The organism is Acinetobacter sp. SFD (genome assembly GCF_001647575.1).
GTDB lineage: Bacteria > Pseudomonadota > Gammaproteobacteria > Pseudomonadales > Moraxellaceae > Acinetobacter > Acinetobacter pecorum.
Genome location: NZ_LSZJ01000001.1, coordinates 696,391 through 722,321 on the forward strand (window position 1 = coordinate 696,391; position 25,931 = coordinate 722,321).

20 protein-coding genes are annotated in these 25,931 nt (G+C 46.2%); 9 read left to right on the forward strand and 11 right to left on the reverse strand.

The window, feature by feature from the left end; all coding sequences use genetic code 11:
- Nucleotides 1-114 precede the first annotated feature (114 nt).
- Together AY605_RS03330 and AY605_RS03335 are read right to left on the reverse strand one after the other, a co-directional pair.
- A complete protein-coding gene (locus AY605_RS03330; RefSeq protein WP_064095035.1) occupies nt 115-1,821 on the reverse strand; it encodes a cation acetate symporter in 1,707 nt (568 codons plus the stop codon).
- 1 nt (nt 1,822) lies between these two features.
- Entirely contained in the window at nt 1,823-2,155 is a 333-nt protein-coding gene (locus AY605_RS03335) for a DUF485 domain-containing protein (protein WP_064095036.1), read from the reverse strand.
- Between the two features lie 182 nt (nt 2,156-2,337).
- Here AY605_RS03335 and AY605_RS03340 point away from each other — a divergent pair, with 182 nt between their 5' ends.
- Nucleotides 2,338-5,829: a PAS domain-containing hybrid sensor histidine kinase/response regulator gene (locus tag AY605_RS03340; RefSeq protein ID WP_064095037.1), complete on the forward strand. Its 3,492-nt coding sequence runs from the start codon at nt 2,338-2,340 to the stop codon at nt 5,827-5,829.
- 416 nt (nt 5,830-6,245) lie between these two features.
- On the forward strand, nt 6,246-7,007 hold the full coding sequence (locus tag AY605_RS03345; protein ID WP_064095038.1) for a hypothetical protein: 762 nt from the start codon (nt 6,246-6,248) through the stop codon (nt 7,005-7,007).
- Nucleotides 7,008-7,096: 89 nt separating this feature from the next.
- Here AY605_RS03345 and AY605_RS03350 read toward each other — a convergent pair whose 3' ends face one another.
- Nucleotides 7,097-7,747 carry a response regulator gene (locus AY605_RS03350; protein ID WP_064095039.1) on the reverse strand — a complete coding sequence of 217 codons (651 nt, stop codon included), beginning with the start codon at nt 7,745-7,747 and terminating at the stop codon, nt 7,097-7,099.
- Between the two features lie 378 nt (nt 7,748-8,125).
- On the opposite strand from AY605_RS03350, the gene msuE reads away from it, so the two are divergent.
- The 3 genes from msuE to AY605_RS03365 all read left to right on the forward strand — a co-directional run bounded on the left by msuE (nt 8,126) and on the right by AY605_RS03365 (nt 11,553).
- Nucleotides 8,126-8,860, forward strand: a complete 735-nt coding sequence (gene msuE, locus AY605_RS03355) for an FMN reductase (protein ID WP_064095040.1) — start codon at nt 8,126-8,128, stop codon at nt 8,858-8,860.
- A 24-nt stretch (nt 8,861-8,884) separates the two neighbouring features.
- Entirely contained in the window at nt 8,885-9,997 is a 1,113-nt protein-coding gene (sfnG, locus tag AY605_RS03360; RefSeq protein WP_064095041.1) for a dimethylsulfone monooxygenase SfnG, read from the forward strand.
- 146 nt (nt 9,998-10,143) lie between these two features.
- Entirely contained in the window at nt 10,144-11,553 is a 1,410-nt protein-coding gene (locus AY605_RS03365; protein ID WP_064095042.1) for a cryptochrome/photolyase family protein, read from the forward strand.
- 61 nt (nt 11,554-11,614) lie between these two features.
- Here AY605_RS03365 and AY605_RS03370 read toward each other — a convergent pair whose 3' ends face one another.
- Together AY605_RS03370 and acs are read right to left on the reverse strand one after the other, a co-directional pair.
- Complete coding sequence (locus AY605_RS03370) at nt 11,615-12,796, reverse strand: acyl-CoA dehydrogenase family protein (protein WP_064095043.1); 1,182 nt, start codon at nt 12,794-12,796, stop codon at nt 11,615-11,617.
- 128 nt (nt 12,797-12,924) lie between these two features.
- Nucleotides 12,925-14,871 carry an acetate--CoA ligase gene (acs, locus tag AY605_RS03375; protein WP_064095044.1) on the reverse strand — a complete coding sequence of 649 codons (1,947 nt, stop codon included), beginning with the start codon at nt 14,869-14,871 and terminating at the stop codon, nt 12,925-12,927.
- A gap of 271 nt (nt 14,872-15,142) precedes the next feature.
- Here acs and AY605_RS03380 point away from each other — a divergent pair, with 271 nt between their 5' ends.
- Nucleotides 15,143-15,721 (forward strand): DUF805 domain-containing protein, encoded by a 579-nt coding sequence (locus tag AY605_RS03380; RefSeq protein ID WP_064095045.1) that lies wholly within the window; start codon nt 15,143-15,145, stop codon nt 15,719-15,721.
- 106 nt (nt 15,722-15,827) lie between these two features.
- Complete coding sequence (locus tag AY605_RS03385) at nt 15,828-16,808, forward strand: mechanosensitive ion channel family protein (RefSeq protein ID WP_064095046.1); 981 nt, start codon at nt 15,828-15,830, stop codon at nt 16,806-16,808.
- On the opposite strand, the gene AY605_RS03390 is transcribed toward AY605_RS03385, so the two are convergent.
- The 5 genes from AY605_RS03390 to prfB form a co-directional block, all read right to left on the reverse strand.
- Complete coding sequence (locus AY605_RS03390; protein WP_064095047.1) at nt 16,782-17,495, reverse strand: 16S rRNA (uracil(1498)-N(3))-methyltransferase; 714 nt, start codon at nt 17,493-17,495, stop codon at nt 16,782-16,784. The two genes, AY605_RS03385 and AY605_RS03390, sit on opposite strands and share 27 nt — an antisense overlap.
- 375 nt (nt 17,496-17,870) lie before the next feature.
- On the reverse strand, nt 17,871-19,151 hold the full coding sequence (locus tag AY605_RS03395; protein ID WP_064095048.1) for a 3-deoxy-D-manno-octulosonic acid transferase: 1,281 nt from the start codon (nt 19,149-19,151) through the stop codon (nt 17,871-17,873).
- An 82-nt stretch (nt 19,152-19,233) separates the two neighbouring features.
- Nucleotides 19,234-20,319 (reverse strand): alkene reductase, encoded by a 1,086-nt coding sequence (locus tag AY605_RS03400; protein WP_064095049.1) that lies wholly within the window; start codon nt 20,317-20,319, stop codon nt 19,234-19,236.
- Nucleotides 20,320-20,334: 15 nt separating this feature from the next.
- A complete protein-coding gene (locus AY605_RS03405; RefSeq protein ID WP_064095178.1) occupies nt 20,335-20,634 on the reverse strand; it encodes an ArsR/SmtB family transcription factor in 300 nt (99 codons plus the stop codon).
- A 145-nt stretch (nt 20,635-20,779) separates the two neighbouring features.
- Nucleotides 20,780-21,875, reverse strand: a protein-coding gene (gene prfB, locus AY605_RS03410) for a peptide chain release factor 2 (protein WP_144724157.1) whose coding sequence is annotated in 2 segments (ribosomal slippage) — nt 20,780-21,802 and nt 21,804-21,875 — 1,095 coding nt in all. Because the reading frame shifts where the segments join, the coding sequence is not laid out codon by codon here.
- A 500-nt stretch (nt 21,876-22,375) separates the two neighbouring features.
- Between prfB and AY605_RS03415 the strand changes: the two genes are divergently transcribed.
- Nucleotides 22,376-23,161 (forward strand): putative porin, encoded by a 786-nt coding sequence (locus AY605_RS03415; protein WP_064095051.1) that lies wholly within the window; start codon nt 22,376-22,378, stop codon nt 23,159-23,161.
- A 176-nt stretch (nt 23,162-23,337) separates the two neighbouring features.
- Nucleotides 23,338-24,174: a putative porin gene (locus AY605_RS03420; protein ID WP_064095052.1), complete on the forward strand. Its 837-nt coding sequence runs from the start codon at nt 23,338-23,340 to the stop codon at nt 24,172-24,174.
- A 56-nt stretch (nt 24,175-24,230) separates the two neighbouring features.
- Here AY605_RS03420 and recJ read toward each other — a convergent pair whose 3' ends face one another.
- Nucleotides 24,231-25,931, reverse strand: a complete 1,701-nt coding sequence (recJ, locus tag AY605_RS03425) for a single-stranded-DNA-specific exonuclease RecJ (RefSeq protein ID WP_064095053.1) — start codon at nt 25,929-25,931, stop codon at nt 24,231-24,233.

The window sequence follows — 25,931 nt, forward strand, 5'->3', positions numbered from 1 at the left end:
ACACTATAGAAATCTGGCTCATCCATTCCAATACGGGACTTCTTTTAACAAGAAATATAATCATGCCTCCATAAAAAAAGCCCCTCACGGGACTTTTTTTGTGTAACGCCAATCTTAGTGATCCGATGCGCCGGAGATACCAAGACCGGTTTGTGAACGTACAAACTGGGCATCAAAGGCTTTGCGTTCTGCCTGAGCCTGTGCCGAGCTATCCGTCACAGAGAACAACCAGCAGCAGAAGAATGACAATGGCATCGCGAAGATTGCTGGGCCATTGAACGGATTCACTGGTGTATCGGAAATACCCAAAGTATCTACCCATACTGCTTTAGACAGTACAATCAAGGTTACAGCAGTCACCAGACCTGCCACACCGCCAATCACGGCACCACGTGTCGTCAAACCTTTCCAGAACATGGACAATACCAGTACCGGGAAGTTGGCACATGCTGCAACCGAGAACGCCAGACCTACCATGAAGGCTACGTTCTGTTTCTCGAACAGAATCCCGAGAATCATCGCGAAGATCGCAAGACCTAAAGTCGCAATCTTAGACATACGTAGTTCAGAGGCAGGTGTAGTCTGGCCTTTCTTCAGGACGTTGGCATACAAGTCATGCGAAATAGCTGAGGCACCTGACAGAGTCAAGCCTGCAACCACTGCAAGAATCGTGGCAAATGCAACTGCAGAAATAAAGCCCATGAACAGGTCACCGCCGACTGCGTCAGACAGGTGAACCGCCGCCATGTTATTACCACCGACCAGCTCCAGCTTGCCAGTCACTGCCATTTTCGCAACATCAAGGAACTGTGGGTTATTCGAGACATACAGAATCGCACCGAAACCAATGATGAAGGTCAGCAGGTAGAAGTAACCAATAAAGCCTGTTGCTACCACTACTGATTTACGTGCTTCTTTCGCATCTTTTACCGTGAAGAAACGCATCAGGATATGTGGAAGACCTGCCGTACCAAACATCAATGCCAGACCCAAAGAGATCGCATCAATCGGGTTAGACGCCAGACTACCTGGCCCCATGATCTTGGTCGCATCTGCCAGGCTCAAGTCATGCACTTTTGCGTAGACATCAATGGCCTGTTCGAACATGTTGGTAAAGCTGAAGCCTACGCCCTTCATGACCATGAAAGCCATAAAGGTTGCACCAGACAATAACATCACCGCCTTGATGATCTGTACCCAAGTGGTCGCCAGCATGCCGCCGAACATTACGTAGGCCATCATTAACAAGCCCACAATGACCACTGCAATATTATAGTTAAGACCGAACAGCAGTTTGATCAGCTGACCTGCGCCCACCATCTGTGCGATCAGGTAGAACGCAACAACAACCAGTGAACTCACAGCAGCCAGGGTACGTACCGGTTTTTCCTGCAACCGGAAAGAAACCACGTCTGATAGGTTATATTTACCCAGGTTACGCAGACGCTCTGCGATCAGGAACAATACGATCGGCCAGCCCACCATGAAACCAAGTGAGTAGAGCAGGCCATCAAAACCGGACAGGAACACCATCGCGGAAATACCCAGAAAAGATGCCGCTGACATAAAGTCACCGGCTATCGCCAGGCCATTCTGGAAACCGGAAATACCGCCACCGGCCGTATAAAAGTCTTTGGTATTGGTGGTTTGCTTTGCTGCCCATTTGGTAATAAACAGCGTTGCCCCAACGAAAATCACAAACATGATGATGGCAGACCAGTTGGTTGCCTGCTGTTCTGCTGCCCCCAGATCAGGACCAGCCAATGCAATGCCTGAAGCGACTGTTGTAGTCACCAAGGCAATAAGAGAATTCCATTTCATCTTAATGTGGTCCTTTTTCATGCGCAATCGCTTCGACTTCACGTATCGCTTCTTCGGTCAATTGATCAAGTTTGTTGTTGGCAATGTACGAATACACACCACACAAAATAAACGACAGGACAATGATGCCTAACCCTAGTGGGATCCCCCACGTGGTGACACCGCCTGAAATTGAAGACAGTAGAAATTCTTTGTTGTAGCCCACCAGCAACATGAAACCTACATAGACAAATAGCATGATTCCGGTCAACGTCCAGCTAAGCATACTTTTCTTGTGGACCATTTCCTTGAATTTTGGATTCTGTAGAATTCGATCTACTTGTACCTCATCCATAATTACACTCCTGTAGCCCAACCTTGGGCCGACTATTTTTTAATTCGAATTATCACTGTTACAAATTAACAAGAATCGTAGGTGCTTGTAATTTAGACTTTGGTCGTTAAAAAATGATCAATTTAAACTGTCGCTTTCGTGATGCGCTATCATAGCGGCATGCTCAGTACACATCAGGCTATATGAACAGTTGGCTCATCATAGGGATCCTTGCCCTCTATATCGCATTACTCTTTATCTGCGCTTTTTACGGGGAAAAACATGCCAGCCGGCTAAGTACCCGCGGCCGCATGTTATTGTTCAGTTTAACTCTAGGAGTGTACTGTTCATCCTGGACCTTTTATGGCGCCACGGGTGCGGCGGTACGTGAAGGTATTATTTTCCTGCCGATCTATCTGGGGCCACTGTTATTTGTTGCTGTTGGCTATGATATCTGGCGCCGACTGGGACGGGTTCGGCAGCATCATGCTATTTCTTCAATCGCAGACTTTGTCGCTGCCCGCTATGGTAAAAGTGGCCCCCTCGCCTCGCTGGTCACCATTCTTGCCGTGGTGGCGATCATACCTTATCTGGCCTTGCAGTTACGTGCCATTGCCCTGAGTGCCGCCGTCATTCTGGAACCTTCTGCAGGCGTAACAGGCACCACCAATGGCGTGCTTTTCCTGACCGGTATTCTGGCAATACTGGCCATGATGTTTGGTACCCGTCAGATTGCCAATACTGAACAGCATGGCGGTCTGATGCTGGCCGTAGCATTTGAGTCGTTTGTAAAGCTCTTTGCCTTACTGGCTGTGGCCTGTTTCTTCATGTTTGAAGCGCCAGGAAATATGGCACAGATCAGTCATGATATCAGCACCACTTTTCGTGAGGTACAACTGTTTGGCGTACCACAAAGCTTCTGGATTCAAACCCTGCTGGCGGCACTGGCGATTATCTGCCTGCCGCGCCAATTCCATGTGGCAGTGGTGGAACTGCGCGATGAAAAACATATCCGCGGTGCACGGCGCTGGTTCGCAGTTTATTTGATATTAACTACCCTGGCGATTATTCCAATTGCCAGCTGGGCATTGCATGCGGCCCCCCAATATCTGGCCATTCCGGATGTAGCCGTACTGTCTTTACCACTCAGCTATAATCAGGACTGGCTCACTTTACTCGCCTTCTTGGGCGGTTTTTCTGCCTCTACCGGCATGCTACTGGTGTCTTCCGTAGCCCTGTCGATCATGCTCAGCAATGACCTGATTATGCCGGCATTATGGCGCTTAAAACTGATTTCACGGCATGACAAGCGCTTACCATTGGTACTGAAATTTACCCGCCGGGTCTGCATTCTGGGTGTAATGTTGATGGGCTTTCTGTTCTTCAACTTCTTCAATGATATTGATCAGCTCTCGGTTTTTGGCCTGCTGGCGTTTAGTGCGGTGGCACAATTCGCTCCTGCCCTGATTGGCGGCCTGTACTGGCGCGGTGGCAGTAAACAGGGCGTATATGCCGGACTGTTAACTGGTTTTGCCCTGTGGGCCTATACTTTGCTGTTTCCAACCATTTTGCGCAGCCTGCCTGAAGCCTATAAAGGCTTCAGCCAAAGCCTGCTCACTCATGGTCCTTTTGGCTGGAACTGGTTACGACCAGAAGCCCTGATCGGTTTTGAATCTTTTGACCCACTGACGCATGGGGTGGTCTGGGCGCTGGGTTTAAACACCCTGCTGTATATCTGGATTTCCCGTATTTTCCGTCCAAGTGTGGCCGAGCAGATTCAGGCTGAAAGTTTCTTCTATTATGAAACCAAGCCCTTGCCTTCACAGAGTCCTTCTACCGAGGTCAGCTATTCCCATCAGGATGTCGCACGTTTAAAAGTCGGTGACCTAATTACCCTAGCCAAACGGATTACCGGTGAAGGCCCAACCACACGTGCTTTCCAGCAGTTCTGTACCCAAAATAGCGTTGAGCTGAATGAAAACAGCAGTGCCAATGGTATGTGGTGGCGTTTTACCGAACAGTATCTGGCCGGAACCATCGGGGCAGCGTCAGCACGTACCCTGCTTACTACCGCCATGGTCAATAATGGCCTGGCCTTAGGTCAGGTCGCCAATATTCTCGATCAGGCCTCACAATGGCAACGCTTTAACCAGAACCTGATCATGACCATGATTGATCACATGACCCAAGGGGTCAGCGTGGTCGATGAAAACATGTGTCTGGTGGCCTGGAACAATCAGTATCTGAAACTGTTTGATTATCCTACCGATATTGTCTATGTCGGTTGTCCGATCGCTGACCTGATCCGTTATAACGCTGAACGTGGTGAATGTGGTCCGGGTTCGGTCGAAGAACATGTCCGTAAGCGGATTCACTGGATGCAGGTCGGCAGTGCCCATGAATTTGAACGGATTCGTAAAGATGGCCGGGTGATTCAGATGCGCGGTAATCCGATTGAAGGGGGCGGTTTCGTTACCACTTTTGCCGATATTACCGCTTTCCGTGAAAATGAAGCCGTACTTGAAGCGCGGGTTCAGGACCGTACCCAGCAGCTCGCCGATGCCCTGTCCGAGCAGCAACTGGCACGGGAACAGGCAGATAAGGCCAATATGTCAAAAAGCCGCTTCATTGCTGCAGCCAGTCATGACCTGTTGCAGCCAATGCATGCTGCGCGGCTGTTCAGTACCGCACTTGAACAAAGTGTACAGAATGACGAAGACCGCAAGACCTTGCAACAACTGGATCGTGCCTTGCATGGTGCCGAAAGCATGCTGTCTGCCCTGCTGGACATTGCCCGACTGGAAGGCGGCACCATTCAGCCTAAACGTCAGGCTTATCCGCTGCATGACCTGCTGCGCGATCTGGAACTCCAGTTCAAATCGATTGCTGCACAGCGTGGCATCCAGTTCAGTGTGCATGATGCGCAGTTCTGGATTGATACCGATCCGCAATGGATTCGCCGCATTATCCAGAACTTTGTCAGCAATGCGCTGCGTTATACCGCCAAAGGTAAAGTCGTGGTCGGCGTGTTACGTTCGGGTAGCAAGCCAGATCATATCCGCATTGGCGTCTGGGATACCGGACCGGGGATTGCTGAAGAACAGCGCATCAAGCTGTTTCAGGAATTCGAGCGTTGCGGCCATACCTCACCTTGGGGTGAACAGGGTCTTGGTTTAGGCTTGGCGATCGTACAGCGTATGACCAGCATGCTGGACTATCCGGTATATGTCTTCTCCGAGTTGGGTAAAGGCTCCTGCTTTATGATTGAAGTCCCTGTGGTTGAAGCACCGAAAGTTGTGGCAGCACCAATCCAGACTGTTCCTTTAAAGAGCAAAGCCTTTAGGATTCTGTGTCTGGACAATGATGAAACCATCCTCGAAGGCATGTCCACCTTATTAAGTAAATGGGGCTATCAGGTCTTCAAGGCTACTGAACCGGAACAGGCACAGCAGCTGATTGAACAGGAGAATATTCAGGTCTGGTTGATAGATCAACATCTTAACCAAGACAAAATTGGTTTGGATTTTATTCTGGAACATCGTCGTAGCGATATTCCGGTCGCCCTGATTACGGCCGATTCCGATCCGGAACTGCCACAGCGTCTCAAAGAGCTGAACATTGTTCTGCTGAAAAAGCCGCTAAAACCGGCCTCGTTACGTTCTTGGCTATCCGGACTGAAAATTTCTGACACCTGAGCAGATTTTGACCGCGATCAATGCCCATTTCAGCTCCTGAAATGGGCATTTTTTATACTCATCTGCTACATAGAATTACTTTAATTGCATAAAATTTATTCCAATGTGCTAAAAGCAGTAAAAACTCCGAAAATATCGCTCAATAAATTGACCAAAATGATCATTTTTCAATTCACTATGGCAAAAACTGACGAATGTATTAATGGTCATGTGTACACTTAGTTACAATTATTTATGCTGATGTTTTTTATAAAAATTAAAGATCGATTTTTTATTCCTATAACTTTAGTCGTATGTTTTATCCCCTGCACTTGGCTTTAAAAATAGAGGAAAAGAAACGATCAGTTTCCATCTCATATACATGCCTTGATTCCTTTGGCAGCTGATCTATTTTTCTGTATATCGGAGTTCTTCACATGAACATAGATCAAAACCATGACTTGAATCAGACTCAGCAGTTTCACCGTCAATATGGTGCCAATGCCCTATTGCCAAACATTGACTGGACACAGATTTTTAAATACAGCAAGCTGAATGATGCCCAGTATCAGGCACTGGAAACGCTGTATCAGAGTGCAGTCCCGCTGGCGCTGCAAGTCTTTGATGAATTACATTTTGATGTCTTTGAACCTTATGCCTACAAGCCACAAGGTCTGGGTTTATTTGAAAAGATTGCTGAACAGGAAGATAAATTAATTCAGTCTCTTGAAGCTGAAGCCAGGGATCTCCCCGCAGCAACCCGGCAGCAGATCTGGAGCATGCTACTGCGTGGTGGTGCAGTACTGGTATTTAAAGCGTGGCTGGGCAAGGTCAAAAATGAAGAAGATTGCCTGGATACCAGCCAGTTCGACGAGCTATCTGATCTGTTATTTATCAAAACCTGCCCACATGAGCTGGCACAGCGTTTACATGTTGACCCGACTGCACCGGACGATCACATCTTCCTGATGTATGACAATGAAGTTTATCTGGACCGTTTCAACAGTCTGGAAACTGCGGCACTGTTTGTAGATCTAGGGGTATATGACGCGACCTTCCTGAGTCTGCGTGATGATCGCGTGGCAGAATATCTGAAATCCAAAGGTTATGTCACCGAAGAGCAGATTGATGAACTGCAATGTGCCTTAAATCCGCTGTTTTGTGATGATTTTACTCGCAAACAGGATTATATCGCCTAGCGGATTCAGGCCTTTGCACTCAGTTTTGCAGATTTCGCCTATAAAAAAAGACCTCCTAGGAGGTCTTCTTCAATTCAGCTATGCAGAGCTTACATTTTGCGGTCTTCAATATTCAGCGCATTAATGGCCAATACTGCTTGCGTCCTGTTCTGTACACCCAGCTTACGGAAGATTGCCGTGACATGGGCTTTAATGGTGGCTTCGGATACATCCAGTTCATAAGCAATCTGCTTGTTCAATAAACCTTCAGCTACCATCATCAACACCCGGAACTGTTGCGGTGTCAAAGACTGGATCCGTTCGGCCAAAGCCGTTTCATCGGCAGCACGCGGATCAAAGTTCATATTGGCCGACAGATTGGGTGGTAACCAGATTTCACCTTCGAGTACTTCACGAATCGCTTCACCAATATGGCTTGGGTGGGCAGATTTAGGAATATAGCCCATCGCACCATGCGCAATAGCACGCTGGATGATGCTGACCTCTTCATGTGCAGACACGACGATAATCGGTAAAGACGGATACTGTGCGCGAACATGCACCAGAGCAGAAAAGCCAGATGCGCCTGGCAGGTTTAAATCCAAGAGTACAAGATCAGGCTCAGGGCCATTTTCTAGACGTTCATAAAATTCATTGACTGCCGCAGTTTCATGAATCTGGGCTTGGGGCAGACTATAACGTACAGCCTGAATCAGGGCATGACGAAATAGTGGATGATCATCAACGATTAAAATATTCATAGGCAACGTGAGAAAGATCTTGGCACGGTAGGCCCTATTCTAACCACACAACCCGGTTTAAGGATATGCAAGACACTATTATTTTTAAAATAATATGCAGTTTTTCTTTTTAAACTGCCCATTTTTGCAGTATTTCAATAATTATTTAATTCTCATCACTTTTTTATATATATCTTATTCCTCACTGAAAAAGCTTATATTTATTCAATATAAGTATAAATATCATAGGTTTATTAAATATTTTTTACTTATAAATCAGGCTTTTTTTGTATATCAAAAAATCAGATAACTTTTCTGCTTTTCGTTATTTTACAGTCCTGCGCTGAATCAGGATTAATAAGGACATTCCGAGATTAACCCTATTTTCAGGTTCTAAATATGTCTAATTTTAATGCGCAAAAACCCTTAAATATTGTGGCCGTATCTGGCGGTTTAAATCTTCCTTCAAAAACCGAAGCCCTGGTTCAGGCGATTCTGGATAAACTGGGGGAAGCCACACCGATCAATGTACATTTCATTAAATTTAGTGAAATTGGTTCACTGCTAGGCGGCGCGATTTACCGCAATCAACTGCCACAACGCATTCAGGATGATCTGGCAGCCGTAGAAGCCGCAGATGCACTGATTGTTGGCACCCCGGTTTACCGCGCTTCATTTACCGGCCTGTTCAAGCATTTCTTTGACTTTGTCGAGCAAACGGCACTGGTCGATGTGCCAGTATTGTTAGCAGCTTCTGGCGGTAGTGACCGTCATGCCCTGGTTCTGGAACATCAACTGCGTCCTTTATTCAGCTTCTTTCAGGCGCAGACTTTGCCGATTGGTGTTTATGCCACCGACCGCGATTTCACCCCTGAATATACCATTCACAGTGAATTGCTACGTGACCGGATTACCCTGGCTGTGGCGCGAGCATTACCCATTCTGGAATGGGCGCCTGCTAAAGGACAGCGTGCTGAAGTGATTAAAGAAAAAACCATTCAGGCCAGTCAAAATCTGGGTATTAACAAGCAGATTGAACAGGAAGAAGTATTACCATCTGCAGTAGTACCTAGCCTGGATGCAGCAGAATCGCGTTTACACAGCAAGAAAGCACCAAAGGCTCAAGTGGCTTAAATATGCACGCAGAGGGTAATCAGCATGTCGAATGATAAAAATATCGTATTTGCCTATTGGGTGCCGAATGTCAGTGGTGGGCTGGTGGTCAGTAACATCGAGCAGCGCACCGACTGGAGCTATGATTATAACGTGCGTCTGGCACAAACAGCTGAACAGGCAGGCTTTGATTATGCTCTGACCCAGATCCGTTTTACTGCCGGCTATAACGCAGAAAACCAGCATGAATCGGTGAGCTTCAGTCATGGCATTCTGGCCAAAACTGAACGCCTGAAAGTCATTGCCGCGATTCTACCGGGTCCGTGGAAGCCAGCACTGGCCGCCAAACAACTGGCGACAATTGACCATCTGAGCAATGGCCGGATCGCGATCAATGTGGTCAGTGGCTGGTTCCGCGGTGAGTTTGATGCGATTGGTGAAGAATGGCCGGAACATGACGAGCGTTATGCCCGTTCGGAAGAGTTTATCCGTAGCCTGAAAGGAGTCTGGACCCAGAACAATTTTAATTTTGAGGGTAAATATTATCAATTTAAAGACTATACCTTGAGTCCTAAACCATTGCAGAAGCCTCATATAGAAATCTTTCAGGGCGGCAGTTCCCGGGCAGCACGTGATATGGCATCCCGTGTATCCGACTGGTACTTCACCAATGGCAATACCCCGGAAGAACTGAAAAAACAGATCGATGATATTCGTGAAAAAGCCAAGGCAAATCATCACTCGGTGAAAATTGGTGTAAATGCCTTTGTGATTGCACGAGATAGCGAAGAAGAAGCGCAGGCTGTATTGCAGGAAATTATTAGCAAAGCCAATGTGCAGGCGGTGAAATCTTTTAGTGAAGCGACCCGTGAAGCTGGCGCAGCAAGTCAGGAAGGCGAAGGCAACTGGGCCCAATCCACCTTTGAAGATCTGGTGCAATACAATGACGGGTTCCGCACCAATCTGATCGGGACACCGCAGCAGATTGCTGAACGGATTATCGAACTGAAAAAAGTGGGCGTAGATTTGATTCTGTCAGGTTTCTTGCATTTTATTGAAGAAATTGAATATTTTGGCCAGAAGGTATTGCCTTTGGTTCGTGAGCTTGAAGCACAACAGGCAACGCCTGTGCAGCAAGAAGAAGCTGAGCCCGTATAATCATTCCAATAAATCTCAGCAGATTCACTCCCTCCCTCAAGGCTCGGCTTGGGGGATTTTTTATGTGATAAAATTGTTGTCTGGCTAGGTTTAAAACCATCAATTCCTTAAAATTCTGCACTAACGACTTTCCAAGAATTTTAACAATGCAACTGATCTGGTTTCGTCAAGACCTCCGCATTCATGATCATGCCGCGCTCTGGCATGCCACCCAGCAAGGCAGCTGTATAGCAGTGGTGGTGCTCTCTCCCGAACAATGGAAGCTGCATCAGGATGCCCGGATTAAAATCGATTTTTATCTGCGCCGCCTCGACGTCTTAAAGCAGCAGTTAACGCAGCTGAATATTCCATTAATCATTTTAAATATTCCCTTATGGCAAGACCTGCCTGCCGAAATGCGAAGCCTGTGCCAAAAACTGCAGATTGATACGCTACATGCCAATATTGAAGTGGGCGTGAATGAACTGCAACGTGATGCACAGGTACAGCAGATGCTGGAACAGCAGCAGATCCGGGTCGAGCTGTATGATGATCGCAGCCTGTTTCCACTAACCAGTATCCGTAACCAGTCCAATCAACCCTATCAGGTCTATAGCGCATTCAAGAAAAAATGCTATGAGCGACTGATTCATAATATACCGGGCTGCTATCCTGCCATTCAGACTCAAGATCCGCTTGAATTACCAGACCAGCTGACCAGCTTTGATCTGCAAAAATTTGCGGCTGATTATAAGGTCGATCATGCTGCCCAGCTCTGGCCTGCAGAAGATCAAACTGCCTTTGAGCTGCTCAATGATTTTATCGGGGAGAAAATGGCTCACTATAAAACCGAGCGAGATCTACCTGCAGTCGATGGTACCAGCCGCCTGTCACCGTATCTGAATATCGGTATTCTCTCGATCCGTCAATGTATGCAGCCCCTGTTTAACGACGGTTATTTCCAGATTGATGATATCGGTCAGCAGACCTGGCTGGATGAACTGCTCTGGCGCGAGTTTTATCTGCATACCCTGTTTGATTTTCCCCGTGTATCCAGACATCGGCCTTTTAAGGAAAATACCGATAACATCCAATGGCGTAATGCACCTGAAGATCTGGCTGCCTGGCAACAAGGACAAACCGGGATTCCGATTGTCGATGCCGGTATGCGGCAAATGCGAGCCACTGGCTGGATGCATAACCGGGTGCGCATGATTACTGCGATGTTTCTATGTAAAAACCTGCTGATAGACTGGCGCTTGGGAGAAAGATGGTTCATGCAGCAGCTGATTGATGGTGATCTGGCGGCGAACAATGGCGGCTGGCAATGGTGTTCTTCGACCGGCATGGATGCCGTGCCCTATTTTCGGATTTTTAATCCGGTCAGCCAGTCACAGAAGTTTGATCCGAATGGGGATTATATTCGCCGCTGGGTGCCGGAACTGGGGCATCTGGATGCTAAATTTATTCATGAACCTTATGCCAAAAATCCGGATCTTGCACTGGATTATCCAAAACCGATTGTGGATTTAAAAGCCTCTCGTGTAAGAGCGATTGAAGCGTTTAAGCAAATTTAAAACCAAACTTTTTCATCCCGAATAAAACAGCCTCCGATAAAGAGGCTGTTTTATTTTCAGATCAGGAATAAAAGCTTGGATCAGGCACTTTTCCAGTTAGCACCCATTCCCCCACTTCCTGATACTTATAATCTATTGGGTCATGCAAGGTCTGGGTGCGGACATTGCGCCAGAAACGGTCCAGATTGAGCTTGGCCGTGGTAGCCCGCGCACCCATCACCTGGAAAATATTCTGGGTAATATAGAGAGAGGTATTGGTTGCGGCAATTTTAGCGGTGGCAATGGCAACCGAGACTTCACCGCGCTGTTCGGCACTTAAATCATTCCCAAGCTCCCAGGCTGCCTGTAAAGCCTGAACTGCTTTATCTGCCAGTAAGCGTACACCTTCTAGTTGTACATAAAACTCAGCGAAATGCTTCTGGATAAAAGGATCATTCACCGCATCTTCTACCAGTGATTTGGACCAGGCTTTTTGGGTTTGTACGGTCTGTTTGGCGACGTCAAATGCCCCTTCTGCCACACCCAAAAACAGATGCACGAAAATCAGCTGGGCGATCAAAGGACGCAGGCTGGAATACGGCGTACTCAATGGGCCTGGATTTAACAGCAGTTCATTTTGATGAATTTTGACCTGCTCAAAATGACTGGTACCACTGTCGGTCTGGCGTTGGCCCATATTGTTCCAGTCGCCCAGAAAACTTACTCCTTTGCGTTGGGTAGGAATCACACCAATCAGCAATTTTCCGGCATCGTTATAGCCTGAACACAGCAACATATCTGAATCGATCGAACCTGAGCAGAAGCTTTTATCTCCATGAAAAATATATTCGTTTTCTGAAACTTTTGTGGCTGTGGTGCGACGGTCCAGCGGATTTAGAGTATTACCCCAGAACAGATTATTTTGGGCCGTCTGTTCAAACCACGGGCCATATTGTTCCGCTTGGGAAAATAATTGCACGGTCGCAATCAGCAAATGGTGAAAGCCATAGACATGCGCCAGTGAACTGTCCACTTGGGCCATAATTTGAATGGTTTTAAAAATGGTCTGCCAATCTGCCTCCTGACCGCCATACTGTTTTGGAATGGACAGGCCAAGCAAGCCACTCTGGCGAATCAGGTCACGCTCGGCTTTGGGATTACCCCCCTGTTTGTCCCGCTCTGCGGCAGTCAGAGCAAAATTTTCAGCAAGTTTCTGGGCAATATCGACAGGAGACTGATTTAAATATGGGGATTGTGCATTCATTATTTTAACTCATGTTCAGCATGGAAACAGCTTAGCAGATCAGGGTACTGACCTATATCCGAAAGCATGCAGAGCTTATGACTGATATAAAAATACCGGCAGAATGCCGGTATTGGAACCGCTTAAATTTAAACTTTATTACGCTGTACTTCTGCAATCAGATGCTCCACCACCTGCGGTTCAGCCAAGGTTGAAGTATCTCCCAGACTGTCCAGCTCATCGGCTGCAATTTTTCGCAGGATCCGACGCATGATTTTGCCGGAGCGGGTTTTTGGCAAGGCCGGTGCCCAGTGCAAGGCATCTGGTGTAGCCACTGGACCGAGAGTCTTACGCACCCAGCTCACCAGCTCACCGCGTAGTTCATCTGAACTTACTACAGCGGCCTGCAAAGTGACAAAGGCACAAATTCCCTGTCCTTTAATATCATGTGGCATACCAATAACAGCAGCCTCGGCCACCGATTCATGCGCCACCAGTGCACTTTCAATTTCTGCCGTACCTAGACGATGTCCGGACACATTCAGGACATCATCGACACGGCCGGTAATCCAGTAATAACCATCTTTATCACGACGTGCCCCATCCCCGGTAAAATAGGTGCCTGGATAGGTCGAGAAATAGGCTTCGATAAAACGCTCGGGATCACCCCAGATGGTCCGCATCTGACCCGGCCAGGAATCCTTAATGACCAGATTACCCTCGGCTTCTCCCTCCAGTTCCTTGCCGTCAGCATCGACAATGGCCGGCTGTACGCCGAAGAAAGGCCGTGTCGCCGAACCCGGTTTTAAGGCAGTCGCACCCGGCAATGGCGTAATCATGAAACCGCCGGTTTCGGTCTGCCACCAGGTATCAATCACTGGACAGCGACCTTCACCGACCACGGTGTAGTACCAGTTCCAGGCTTCCGGATTAATTGGCTCACCCACTGATCCTAAAATTCTCAGGCTGCTACGGTCACTTTCCCGTACAAAAGCATCTCCCTCACGCATCATGGCGCGGATCGCTGTCGGCGCGGTATAGAGAATGGTCACGTTATGCTTATCGACAATATGCCCGGTACGTGCCCAGCTCGGATACTGGGGAACCCCTTCAAACATCACAGTGGTGGTACCATTTGAAAGCGGACCATACAGCACATAGGAATGCCCGGTAATCCAGCCGACATCTGCAGTACACCAGAACACATCATCCTGCTTGATATCGAATGCTTCACGGAAGGTACAGTTCACATAAGTCAGATAGCCGCCAGTGGTATGCAATACTCCCTTGGGCTTGCCGGTAGAACCTGAGGTATACAGGATAAACAGCGGATCTTCGGCATTCATCGGTTCGGGTGGACAGATGTCATTCACTGACATAATTTCCATGTGATACCAGAGATCACGCCCTTCCTGCATTTCGATCGGGTTACCGGTGCGATGTACCACGATGACATTCTGAATGGACTCTGTACCTGCAAGTTTCAGTGCCTCGTCGACATTGGCTTTCAGTGGAATGGCCTTACCGCCACGCATGCCAGAATCAGCGGTAATCACCATTTTGGCCTGACAGTCTTCAATCCGACTGGCTAAGGAGTCCGGCGAGAAACCGCCAAATACCACACAATGAACCGCACCGATCCGGGCACAGGCCAGCATGGCAATCGCAGCTTCGGAGACCATCGGCATATACAGCATGACCCGATCGCCTTTCTGGATGCCATTTTTCTTCAGCACATTGGCGAAACGGCAGGTTTCATCATGCAGCTCGGCAAAGGAAATAATCTTGTGCCTTGAAGGATGGTCACCTTCCCAGATGATCGCCGGTTTATAGGGATGTTCTTTCAGATGCCGGTCCAGACAGTTGGCACTGACATTCAGCTGGCCATCGGCAAACCATTCGATTTTAAAATCGTCTTTGTTAAAACTGGTATTTTTGACTTGGGTAAAGGGTTTGATCCAGTCCAGACGTTGCGCCTGCTCTGCCCAAAATTGATCTGGATGTTCTATAGAATACTGATAACGCTCGAAATACTGCTCTTCGAGCGTACGTGCTGTTTTTTTAAATTCTTCAGGTACTGGATAGATCTCTTGCATAATTCACTTCCTTGATTTTGTTCTATCTCATCACGAGAGGTTAATGCGGCGTGGTTGATTGTTTTTTATGCATAATGGCAGTATGGCCTGCTTATTTCAAATCCGGCAATCATGCTTTCGTCGTAGATTATTTATACAAATTCAATCAAAATAAACCACAACTTACAGTACAGAATTTTCTACACAACTGTGTATGATCTGTAGTAATTCCCTTTAAAATAAAATTGCCCTCTCATTGTTATTGGGTCTGGTTTAGCAGGACACTCTCTTTATGACATCGCCTGAATCTCCCTACTTTAGTCCGCCTGATCTGCCTATAGCAGATCATCCCCTGTCGATGAAAGGGCGTTTCGGGCGCTTGAGCTTTATTGCCTGGTCGGCGTTTCTGCATTTCATTTTTTTATGTTGCACGCTCGCACTGGGCCTTAGTATTGATATTGTAAATATTGCTACCGTTTCAATGGATCCTAACTGGCTGATTTCATTACAAGGCTTGGGCAGCATTGGTGTACTGCTCATCGTTCTGGCCTACCTGTATTTTGCTTTAGTCGTTACTGTTCGCCGTTTCCATGATTTAAACAGGAGCGGCTGGTGGGCGCTGTTATTATTGCTCCCCGTAATTAACATTTTTGTATGGCTTTATATAATCTTTGGTTCGGGTGATCGTGGCATAAATCACTATGGTCCGGCACGGATCACCTTGTTCTGGGAAAAGGTCCTGGCCTGGCTGATGATTATCCTGACTTTGCTTAGCCTGTTGGGTTCACTGGCTTTATTCGGTTATATGAGTGGTGGAGAACAGCCGCAGACTCCGGCAGAAATGATGCAGAAAACCACAAAATATTTCTAATATTGACTTTAGCCTTGGGAGAAATACCTGGCCATGCTGGCAAACTCTGGTTAATTTTTTGCTGAACATCAGGCAAAATAGGCAAAATTTAAATGCGGGAAATTTCGTGGCAGAAAAAGAAAATACTTTGAATCAGGTCACTGAAGGCACGACTGAGCTGTTGCACGAGGCAACTGAAAAAACAGCACAGACTGTAATTGAACATACCGCCAAGTATAATGATGCTTATAGTGCCATTGACAAGATCATAGAAGGCTTTTGGGAGCGTGTGCCCTATTTCTGTATTGCCTTGGTGGTGATTTCGATTTTCTGGTTACTCTCCAAAATATTCAAGTTTTTTATTCGCAAGACTTTAGAAAACCGCTCTTATACCCGGCAGAATCTGGTGCTGGTCCTGAACCGTGTAGGTAGTACTTTCATTATATTTTTCGGTGTATTAATCGGGCTGGTGATTGCAATTCCTGGCTTTACCCCGGCTCAGCTGATGAGTGCCCTCGGAATTGGCTCAGTGGCCATCGGTTTCGCCTTCAAGGATATTTTCCAGAACCTGCTTTCCGGCGTACTGATTTTACTGGGTGAACCCTTCAAGATTGGCGATGACATTATCGTGAATGGCATGGAAGGTACAGTTGAAGATATCCAGATTCGCGCGACCTTTTTACGCTCACCAGATGGCCGGCGTATCGTCATTCCCAATGCCACGGTCTACACCAGTGCAGTGACTGTAAATACCGCCTATACCCGTCGCCGCTGTGAGTTTTCGGTCGGTATTGGCTATGAAGATGACATCCAGAAAGCCAAAGATATTATTACTGCAATTCTGGATAAGGATCCAACCATCCTGAGTCAACCTGCCTTTAGCGTCAATGTCATTGCACTGGCAGACTTCTCGATTACCTTGAAAGCTTTATGGTGGGTCGACACCACAGATACCGGAACCGGAACTTCGATCAGTGCGGTGCAGGAACGCGTGATTCAAGCTTTTGCAGAACACAATATTTCAATTCCTTATCCCGTTCAGGAAGTGAAGGTCTATCGTGGGGATGGTCATGACGATGCCTCAGCTCGCGCTAAACAGCCGACCTAAAATATAAGGAATTGCCGTCTCGGTACGCAGAATACGGTTGCCAAGGCTCACTGCCTGGCAGCCGTTTTTTATGAGCAGATCGATCTCATAGGGAATAAAACCACCTTCCGGGCCAATCACGATACTGCAAGGATGCTGAAGCGCAAATGGCATAGGCTGTTCGGCATAAGGATGTGCCACAAAAGCTGGACAATCCGTACTAATCAAACCCGGCAAGACATCTTCCACAAAAGGTTTAAAGCGTTTATATAGCGCTATTTCTGGAGCGAGCGTATCCCCTGCCTGCTCCAGTCCCAGTTCAACATAATGATCCAGCTGCTGCAAAAACGGTGTCTGCCAGTAGCTTTTATCTACCCGATAGCTGTGCAGTAAAATGATTTTTTCTACTCCCATCGTGACAGCATCCATGATCAGACGACGCAGGACTTTGGGTCGTGGCAAGGCCACAATTAAGGTCACAGGTAATTTTTCTGGAACAGCTTCCTCTTGCAGCGGTTTTAGTTGTACTGATTTTTCAGAGATTTCAACAATTTCAGTTAGGTAACGCTGACCTTCCCGTATTCCGACTTTTAAAGTATCCCCTACCTGAATCTGTAGATGTTGCTGTAAATGTTCCAGTTGCCGAGTTGAGGTAATGGACCAAAGTTCAGTTTCGGTTTGACGTGGATCAAGCAGGACGATGTTCATAAAAAAGAAGACCAAAAAAATATGATATATCCCTCTATTGGCTAGAGGGTGGCGACAGGGATGTCGCCTGCAGTGCTGAGGGACAGGACGTCCCTTCAGCGCTGCAAAAGGCTTTTGTTACTTTTGGCCCGACAAAAGTAAGATAATCACTTTGAAAAATAAATACTAAGTCAAATCGAATCTCGATTATTGTGGGACAAGCCTTAAATAAAGCGCTATAGCGACTTATCATCGTGTAGGCTTCTCCCTATTTTTGACAGCGCAAAAGTAGGCAAAACGCTTTTGTTAGGCTGATGACACTTCCCTGTATCACAGCCTAACGACGGCATCCCTGCCGTCTTGGTAAATCCAATATCTGTTACTTATCAATGTAAATTAAAGATACTGATCAATCACCTGAATATGCTTTGTCAGTGACCCCTGATTTTGCTGCATAATTTGCTGCGCTGCCGTATTCAAACTTTCAGCCTTTTCTGGAGTATTTAAAAGCTCCAATAAAGTCGTCGCTGCCTGTTGAGCATTTTCGACCACTTCTACAGCTTGAGCTTCTAAAAACTCACCCACAATGGTCTGGAAGTTAAAATAGTTCTTGCCCAAAATGGTAGGTACATGCAGCGCAATCGGCTCCAGAATATTATGTCCACCACCTGGTTCATTTAAAGAACCTCCAACATAACATGCCTGACTCAAAGCATACCAAAGCCACATTTCGCCCATAGAGTCGGCCAGATAAACCTGGGTATCTGCTTCAATATGTTGCCCCAAACTACGGCGCCGGGTTGTTAAACCTAGTAACTGTGTTGCCTGAAACACCTCATCAAAACGTTCCGGATGACGCGGCACCACAATACAGACCAACTTAGGATCAGCCTCTAAAGCAGCTTTTAAAGCACTCAGAATTTCTTTTTCTTCAGGAGCATGGGTACTGGCCAGCGTGATCACTTTACGACCTGCTAAAGACCATTGCTGTTTTAACTGATCTGCCTGCTGGATAAAGTGCTCAGGTGCAGTAATATCGAACTTGATATTGCCCAAAACCTGGGTTTTCCCCGCTGCAATTCCCAGTTCGATATAGCGTTGCCGGGTAACAGCATCCTGTGCCAAAAGGCCAGTTAAATTTTTCAGCATGCCACGGGTCAGACCTTTGACCTTGGCATAGCCTTTGGCGGATTTTTCAGAAAGTCGGGCATTCAGCAGTAAACAGGGCACCTTAAAATCTGGTGCCTGATCAATCAGATTCGGCCAGAGTTCAGTTTCCATTAACAACAGTAACTTAGGCTGATATTTCCGATAGAAATCCTGAATCAGTGTTTTCTGGTCAGCAGGCAAATACACGGCCTGAAATAAGTCTAAGTAAGGTGGCTTTAAGAACAGCGATTTGGCCCGGGCCTGACCGGTTTTGGTGGTATTGGTGACGAGCACTGGATGACCGAGTTTTAAATAATGCTCAATTAAAGGTTGGGCCGCGTTGGTTTCACCTACCGACACTACATGAAACCAGATGGCATGCAGGTTTTTGGGGGATTGAAATGGACCGAAACGTTCTGTCATTTCTTGTTGTAATTGTTCCGGCTCGGTCGTACGTTTACGAATACGCGATTGATATAAGGGTTTAACCAGCGCCAAGGCTGCGTTGTACCAAAATGGAGTGGCCACTTTGCGCCCCTGTCCAAAGATTCAATGGGCAGAATATAGCAGAGCCACATCAACATGTTAATCAATGTGGCTCAATTTTAGATTATTCTGCGATGCTTAAAGCTTCTGCTTCAGCCAAGGTTGGATAATCAATATATCCTTCAGCTGCCTGGCTGCCGATCATGTTTTCCAGTTTTAGTTCATTCAATGGTGCATCTTCAAGCAGTCGCTCATACAGATCCGGATTGGCAATATAGGCTTTGCCAAAAGATACTGCATCAGCTTTGCCAGACGCTAACAGTTCAATCGCATCTTCACGGCTCAAGCGCATATTGGCAATATACGGTACGCCATGTGAACGCTGTTTCATATACTCGGAAATACTGTCTTCTGCCAAGTACTCACGGGTAAAGAAAAATGCGATCTGACGTTTGCCCAGCTGCTCCATAACATAACCGAAGGTTTCACGTGGATCATTATCGCCCATATCATGCTCATCGCCACGTGGTGCCAGATGTACACCCACACGATCAGCACCCCAGACTTCAATCAGTGCATCCATGACTTCTAGCAGGAAACGCGCACGATTTTCAACTGAACCGCCGTATTCATCCTCACGTTTATTGGTCTTCGTTTGCAGGAACTGGTCAATCAGGTAACCATTGGCTGCATGCAACTCAACGCCATCAAAACCGGCTGCTTTGGCACGAACTGCAGCCTGTTTATACTGCTCGGTAATTGCGTGAATTTCAGCAATTTCTAATGGGCGTGGTAGGACGTATGGACGTTTTGGACGTAACAGACTGACGTGACCAGCCTGTTGTACCGAGCTCGCCGATACTGGTGTTTCACCTTTTAACAAATCCGGATGCGATACACGGCCGACATGCCAAAGCTGGGCAACAATCAGGCCGCCCTTCTCATGAACCGCTTTTGTCACCTGTTTCCAGCCTTCTACCTGGGCATCGCTAAACAGTCCTGGCGTATTCAGATAACCATTGGCTTCTTCAGAAATAACAGTTGCTTCAGAGATGATCAGACCTGCACTTGCACGCTGGGCATAGTATTCGGCCATCATTGGCGTTGGCACACGGTCAGCAGTGGCACGACTACGGGTCAGCGGTGCCATAATGACACGGTTTTTGAGTTCTAACGCACCGAGCGTTAAAGGAGAATTTAATTCAGCCATCGTTACTCCCACCGGTTAAAGGTGTTGTTGTAAATGTTCGATAAATTGCTGAATCAAAGCTTCATTGCGGGAGAAATAAGACCATTGCCCATGTTTGGTGGCGGTAATTAAACCCGCCTGTTGCAACACGGACAAATGGTTGGACATGGTGGATTGAGAAACTTGTCCTAATTTTTCAATCTGGCCCGCGCAGACACCACGCTGAAAGCCGCCACACTCCTCCACAGACAGATATTGTTCTGGAGATTTCAACCACTCCAGAATCTGCCGACGGGTCGGATTGGCCAAGGCTTTAAAAATTAGATCAAGATCCATAAGCACATCACAATCAGTGGCGCAACGAAACTTCATTCAGCATCTGCAATCATTATATCGTATTTTTTCGATTTATATATCGATAAATTTAGATATAAAAGTCACAAACTGTTAAAGCATTGTTACGCCAGCTTTAAACGACTTGTTACAAGCCCTGTTTCAGGCTTGCTTCAATAAATTTGTCCAGATCACCATCCAGTACGGCACCTGTATTGGAATTTTCTACGCCAGTACGCAAATCCTTGATACGTGAATCATCCAGTACATAAGAACGGATCTGGCTACCCCAACCGATATCAGACTTGGAATCTTCCAGCGCCTGAGCAGCTTCATTACGCTTGTTCATTTCCAGCTCATAAAGCTTGGCACGTAACTGTTTCCAGGCATGGTCACGGTTAGCATGTTGTGAACGCTGGTTCTGACAGGCCACCACGATCCCGGTCGGAATATGGGTCAAACGCACCGCAGAATCAGTTTTGTTAATGTGCTGACCACCGGCACCTGAGGCACGATAAGTATCGGTACGCACATCTGAAGGATTGATTTCAATTTCGATGTTGTCATCCACTTCAGGTGACACAAACACGGCAGAAAATGAAGTATGACGGCGGTTACCCGAATCAAATGGCGACTTACGCACTAAACGGTGTACGCCAGATTCAGTACGTAACCAGCCATAAGCATACTCGCCTTCTACACGAATCGTGGCAGACTTGATCCCGGCTACATCGCCGTCAGACTCTTCCATCAGTTCAGCTTTAAAGCCATGACGTTCGATCCAGCGCAAGTACATACGCAGCAGCATGGACGCCCAATCCTGTGCTTCTGTACCACCTGAACCTGCCTGAATTTCCACATAACATGGATTCGGGTCCATCGGATTGCTAAACATGCGACGGAATTCAAGTTTGGCCAGTTCTTCTTCAGCAGCATTCAGCTCAGCCTGCACATCTTCAAGCATGGCTTCTTCATCTGCTTCAACAGCCAGATCAAGCATCGCTTGCGCATCTTCCAGCTGGGTCTCTAACCCGTCCAGTACATTTAATACGTTTTCCAGTTCGCCTTTTTCTTTAGCCATGGCTTGGGCACGACTCTGGTCATTCCAGATGGCCGGATCTTCTAATTCACGCAGGACCTCTTCTAAACGCTCTTTTTTCAGATCGTAGTCAAAGATACCCCCGTAGTGTCTGACCACGTTCGTTTAAGTCTTTTAATTGGTTTAGATACGGATTAATTTCCACGTGAATTTCTCTCAATCAGAATTAGGCACAAATTATTTAGCCCGCGATTATAGCACAGTCTTTTTTTGCAGTTTGCGCGTCCTCAATGTTGGCTAAAAGTTCAAATGATTATTTCTTAGGACTTATTTGTAGCACTCAGTACCGCCCTACAATCCCTTTATTAGTTATTTTTTATTTAATGGTTTCTATTATTTTTTGCTGCTATTTATTCAGTTAGTCTCTGAAGACTGTGGATCTTTTTTTCTTTTTTAAAAGGCATACTAAAAAAAATAAAAAGTAGCAATTTCAATACATTCCACAATATCTACACAGTTTTAATAAAACACTACATTATAAATTTACCCTTATTATTCAGTGACTTATTTAGATAAAATTACATAAGATTACGCTATTCACATTGCGGTAACTTTCCTGTGATTGACGATCTTTGGAATTGGTCTACACTTAAAGTTGTAACAAAAAGTGTAATATTTTAACTCACGATTTGAGGGGTATTAACCATGAAAAAATTAGCGATTGCTTCAGCACTACTTTCAGCAATAGCCATGACTGGAACAGCAGCACATGCTTACCAAGCTGAAATTGGTGGATCAGCGGGAGTAATTGATCCGGACAACGGTGGAACCAGCGGTTCTTTCGGTGTTGATGGTACATATTACTTCAATCCAGTTCAAACTCGTAATGCCCCATTAGCAGAAGCGGCATTCCTTGACCGTGCTAGCAATGTAAGCGCTCAATACCAATATGATGAAGTGGGTGATGATGATCGTCATCGTTATGGTGTAGGCGTTGAATATTTTGTACCAAATTCCGATTTTTATTTAAGTGGTAACGTGGGTCGTGATGATATCAAACGCGACAACGGCCGTGATTTTGATGAAACTGTCTATGGCGCCGAAATCGGTTATCTTCCAGCACCAGGCTTATTAATTGCTGCGGGTCTGAAAGGTTATGATAATGACTACGATGATGGCGTAGATCCAACACTTCGCGCTAAATATGTGACTACATTAAGCAATGGTAAAGACATTAACCTGGAAGCAGGTGCAGGATTTGGTGATCTAGATGAATGGAATCTGGCAGCAGACTACTTCATCGATAAAACTCTCAGTGTTGGTGTAGATTATTATAGTAAAGATCATGGTTTTGCAGATACCAATGAATTTGGTATCAGTGCACGTAAGTTCATTAACCAGCAAGTGAGCCTGGAAGGTCGCGTAGGTTTTGGTGAAGTAGGAAATAATGACTACAACAAATTTGGTGTAGCTGCGAAATACCGCTTCTAATTTAAACCACGATACTTTTCATTCAAAAAAAACCCATCCTCGGATGGGTTCTTTTATTGCACTTTTAACAGGCATTTAGGTATTTTTTGCACATTGACGGACCAAATATAAACCGTACAATTCGTTACAACTGTTAATCAAACAGTTGTATTTTTATAACAAAGAGAGAAATCTAAATGCTTAAGAAACTTGCTCTTACTACAGCACTTATTGCTAGCCTAGGAACTGCACATGCTTATCAAGCTGAACTCAATGCTGGATATGAGAACACAGATCTTGATGGTTTTAGTGATGATGTAAATACATTTTCTATTGGTGGAAAATATTATTTAAACGGAGTGCAAGTTAAAAATTCACCTCTTGCTGAAGCAGCTTTTTTAGGTAGAGCAAGTAATATTGGTTTAGCTTATGCTCATGCGAATACTGACGATGAAGGCGCTGAGCTTAAAATTGATAGTGTGGGCATCAATGGTGAATTCTTTATTCCAGATTCGCAATTCTACGTTGCTGGTAGCTTAAACCGTGCAGAAGTAACTGTTGAAAATGAATTTGGTAAAGTGTCTGATGACAATACAGGTTACGCTGTTGAAGCTGGTTATTTACCGATTAATGGCCTACTTTTAGCGGTTGGTGTTTCAAAAGAAAATATCGATGCGTATCAAGCAGGCAAAAAAGGCTTTATCAATACTTTTAGCTCTGCTTCTGCATTAGCAGATGATACTGCTTTTACTCTACGTGCTAAATATGTAACTCTCATTGGCAACCACTACGCTAACTTTGAAGCGTCAACTGCTTTCGGTGATGAAACAGCATATGGTGTTGCTGCTGATCTTTATATTGATCCAACGTTAAGCGTTGGTGTATCTATTAACGATACAACTTTAGAAGATTTTGATACTGTCTTCTCAGTACGCGCACAAAAATTCTTTACCCCTGCTATTGCAGCTGGCGTAAATTATACGACTACTGACGGTGCTGACTCTTTTGGAATTAACGGTACTTTCCGCTTCTAATCTCTCCGTTGAAAAGAAAAAACCGCTCTAGTGAGCGGTTTTTTATGGCCTATTAGCTACTGTTCTAAATGAATAATCCGCATCTGCAGGCTGACATTGCCGTTAAAGATATTTTTATCCAGCTCATAGACCAACCGCGTATTTTTCATTGGGTCAAAACTATATTTATCCGCTGCATTGAAGGCAATCGCATCCACCACCTGACCATTCTCCAAAGCCACGCGCAATTTCAGATGGACATCTTTGAGCCAGCGATAGTCCATAATTTTAAATACACCCTCAAAAGTCGGCTGGGGAAATTTTTGCCCCCAAGGACTTAAGTTTTGCAACAAGTCGACTGTTTCAATCTGAAAAGCAGAACTTGGCAATTCCCCATCTGTCCATAAAGTTGCAGTGAATAAATCCTCATCCATCTGTGCAACGAGATTTTCAAAAACCTGTTTAAATTCAGAAAAGTACTGTTTTTTTATCGTCAAACCTGCCGCAGATGCATGTCCACCAAAGTGGCTGACCAGATGCGGATACTGTTCCGCAACCCGTTCAATGCTATCCCGAATGTGAATACCTTCAATCGAGCGTGCCGAACCTTTAATATGAATGCCATCTTCATCAGCAGCGAAGACAATACTTGGACGATGAAACTGCTCTTTCAAACGTCCTGCTACAATCCCGATGACACCCTGATGCCAATGCTGTTCAAACATGATCAGTGCAGCAGGCAGTTCAGTTGCATCCCACTGAATTTTATCCAGCTCAAGCAGCGCTTCCTGCTTGATTTTTCCTTCCACCTGACGGCGTTCAACATTGAGCTTATTGAGTTGTTCAGCCAGTGGATAGGCCGTGGCCAGATCAGGAGCCAGCAGACATTCGATGCCGATGTCCATGGTTTCCATGCGTCCAGCGGCATTAATCCGCGGGCCCAGCACAAAGCCCAAATCCTGAGCTTTCAGACCAGCGGGATCACGTTTGGCAATATCAAGTAGCGCACTGATTCCTGCGCGGCACTGCCCTTGCTGAATCCGTTTCAGACCTGCATCGACCAGAATGCGGTTGTTGTAGTCCAGACTCGCGACATCGGCATAAGTACCGAGCGCCACCAGATCAAGATAGTTAATAATTGAGGTGGTGGATTTTCCCAGTTTTTTACGATGTGTAGACAAATTAGCAAGAACGTAAAAAGCCACCCCGACCCCGGCCAAGACTTTACTTGGAAAGTCGCAACCCAGTTGATTGGGATTGACCACCGCTTCAGCTTCAGGTGTCGGCTTGGTCGTCAGATGATGATCGGTAATGATCACCTGCATGCCGTGATCCTGTGCCTGTTTTACTCCGTCATGGCTGGAAATGCCATTGTCCACGGTAATCAGTAAATCAGGGGTAAAATTGACAAAGGCCAGGTCTGCAATTGCGGGTGTCAGTCCATACCCATATTTAAAACGGTCCGGTACCAGATAATCGACCTTTGCACCCATATCCCGAAGTGCCAGCACCATCAAAGCAGTACTGGTCGCGCCATCAGCATCATAATCACCGACAATCACGATTTTCTGGCCACGATCAATCGCCTGATCAATCAGTTGAATGGCTTCAGGCAATCCTTTCATGGTCGGTGCCAGCAGATGCTTCAGCTTGAGTTCCAGCTCCTGCCCAGATGCCACCCCACGCCGGGCCAGAATCTCGGCTACAAATGCAGGAACACCCGATAAGTTTTCAGGACGAGTTACAAAAGGTCGCTGTTTGATTTCCAGTTTTTGCAT

Bases quoted from the DNA above. Each gene is read 5' to 3' on its own strand.
- sfnG (WP_064095041.1), top strand. From the start codon at position 8,885: ATGTCGAATGATAAAAATATCGTATTTGCCTATTGGGTGCCGAATGTC.
- AY605_RS03340 (WP_064095037.1), top strand. From the start codon at position 2,338: ATGAACAGTTGGCTCATCATAGGGATCCTTGCCCTCTATATCGCATTA.
- AY605_RS03330 (WP_064095035.1), bottom strand. From the start codon at position 1,821: ATGAAATGGAATTCTCTTATTGCCTTGGTGACTACAACAGTCGCTTCA.
- recJ (WP_064095053.1), bottom strand. From the start codon at position 25,931: ATGCAAAAACTGGAAATCAAACAGCGACCTTTTGTAACTCGTCCTGAA.
- AY605_RS03415 (WP_064095051.1), top strand. From the start codon at position 22,376: ATGAAAAAATTAGCGATTGCTTCAGCACTACTTTCAGCAATAGCCATG.
- AY605_RS03365 (WP_064095042.1), top strand. From the start codon at position 10,144: ATGCAACTGATCTGGTTTCGTCAAGACCTCCGCATTCATGATCATGCC.
- acs (WP_064095044.1), bottom strand. From the start codon at position 14,871: ATGCAAGAGATCTATCCAGTACCTGAAGAATTTAAAAAAACAGCACGT.
- AY605_RS03405 (WP_064095178.1), bottom strand. From the start codon at position 20,634: ATGGATCTTGATCTAATTTTTAAAGCCTTGGCCAATCCGACCCGTCGG.
- AY605_RS03400 (WP_064095049.1), bottom strand. From the start codon at position 20,319: ATGGCTGAATTAAATTCTCCTTTAACGCTCGGTGCGTTAGAACTCAAA.
- AY605_RS03335 (WP_064095036.1), bottom strand. From the start codon at position 2,155: ATGGATGAGGTACAAGTAGATCGAATTCTACAGAATCCAAAATTCAAG.
- AY605_RS03390 (WP_064095047.1), bottom strand. From the start codon at position 17,495: ATGAACATCGTCCTGCTTGATCCACGTCAAACCGAAACTGAACTTTGG.
- AY605_RS03345 (WP_064095038.1), top strand. From the start codon at position 6,246: ATGAACATAGATCAAAACCATGACTTGAATCAGACTCAGCAGTTTCAC.
- AY605_RS03380 (WP_064095045.1), top strand. From the start codon at position 15,143: ATGACATCGCCTGAATCTCCCTACTTTAGTCCGCCTGATCTGCCTATA.
- AY605_RS03420 (WP_064095052.1), top strand. From the start codon at position 23,338: ATGCTTAAGAAACTTGCTCTTACTACAGCACTTATTGCTAGCCTAGGA.
- AY605_RS03350 (WP_064095039.1), bottom strand. From the start codon at position 7,747: ATGAATATTTTAATCGTTGATGATCATCCACTATTTCGTCATGCCCTG.
- msuE (WP_064095040.1), top strand. From the start codon at position 8,126: ATGTCTAATTTTAATGCGCAAAAACCCTTAAATATTGTGGCCGTATCT.
- AY605_RS03370 (WP_064095043.1), bottom strand. From the start codon at position 12,796: ATGAATGCACAATCCCCATATTTAAATCAGTCTCCTGTCGATATTGCC.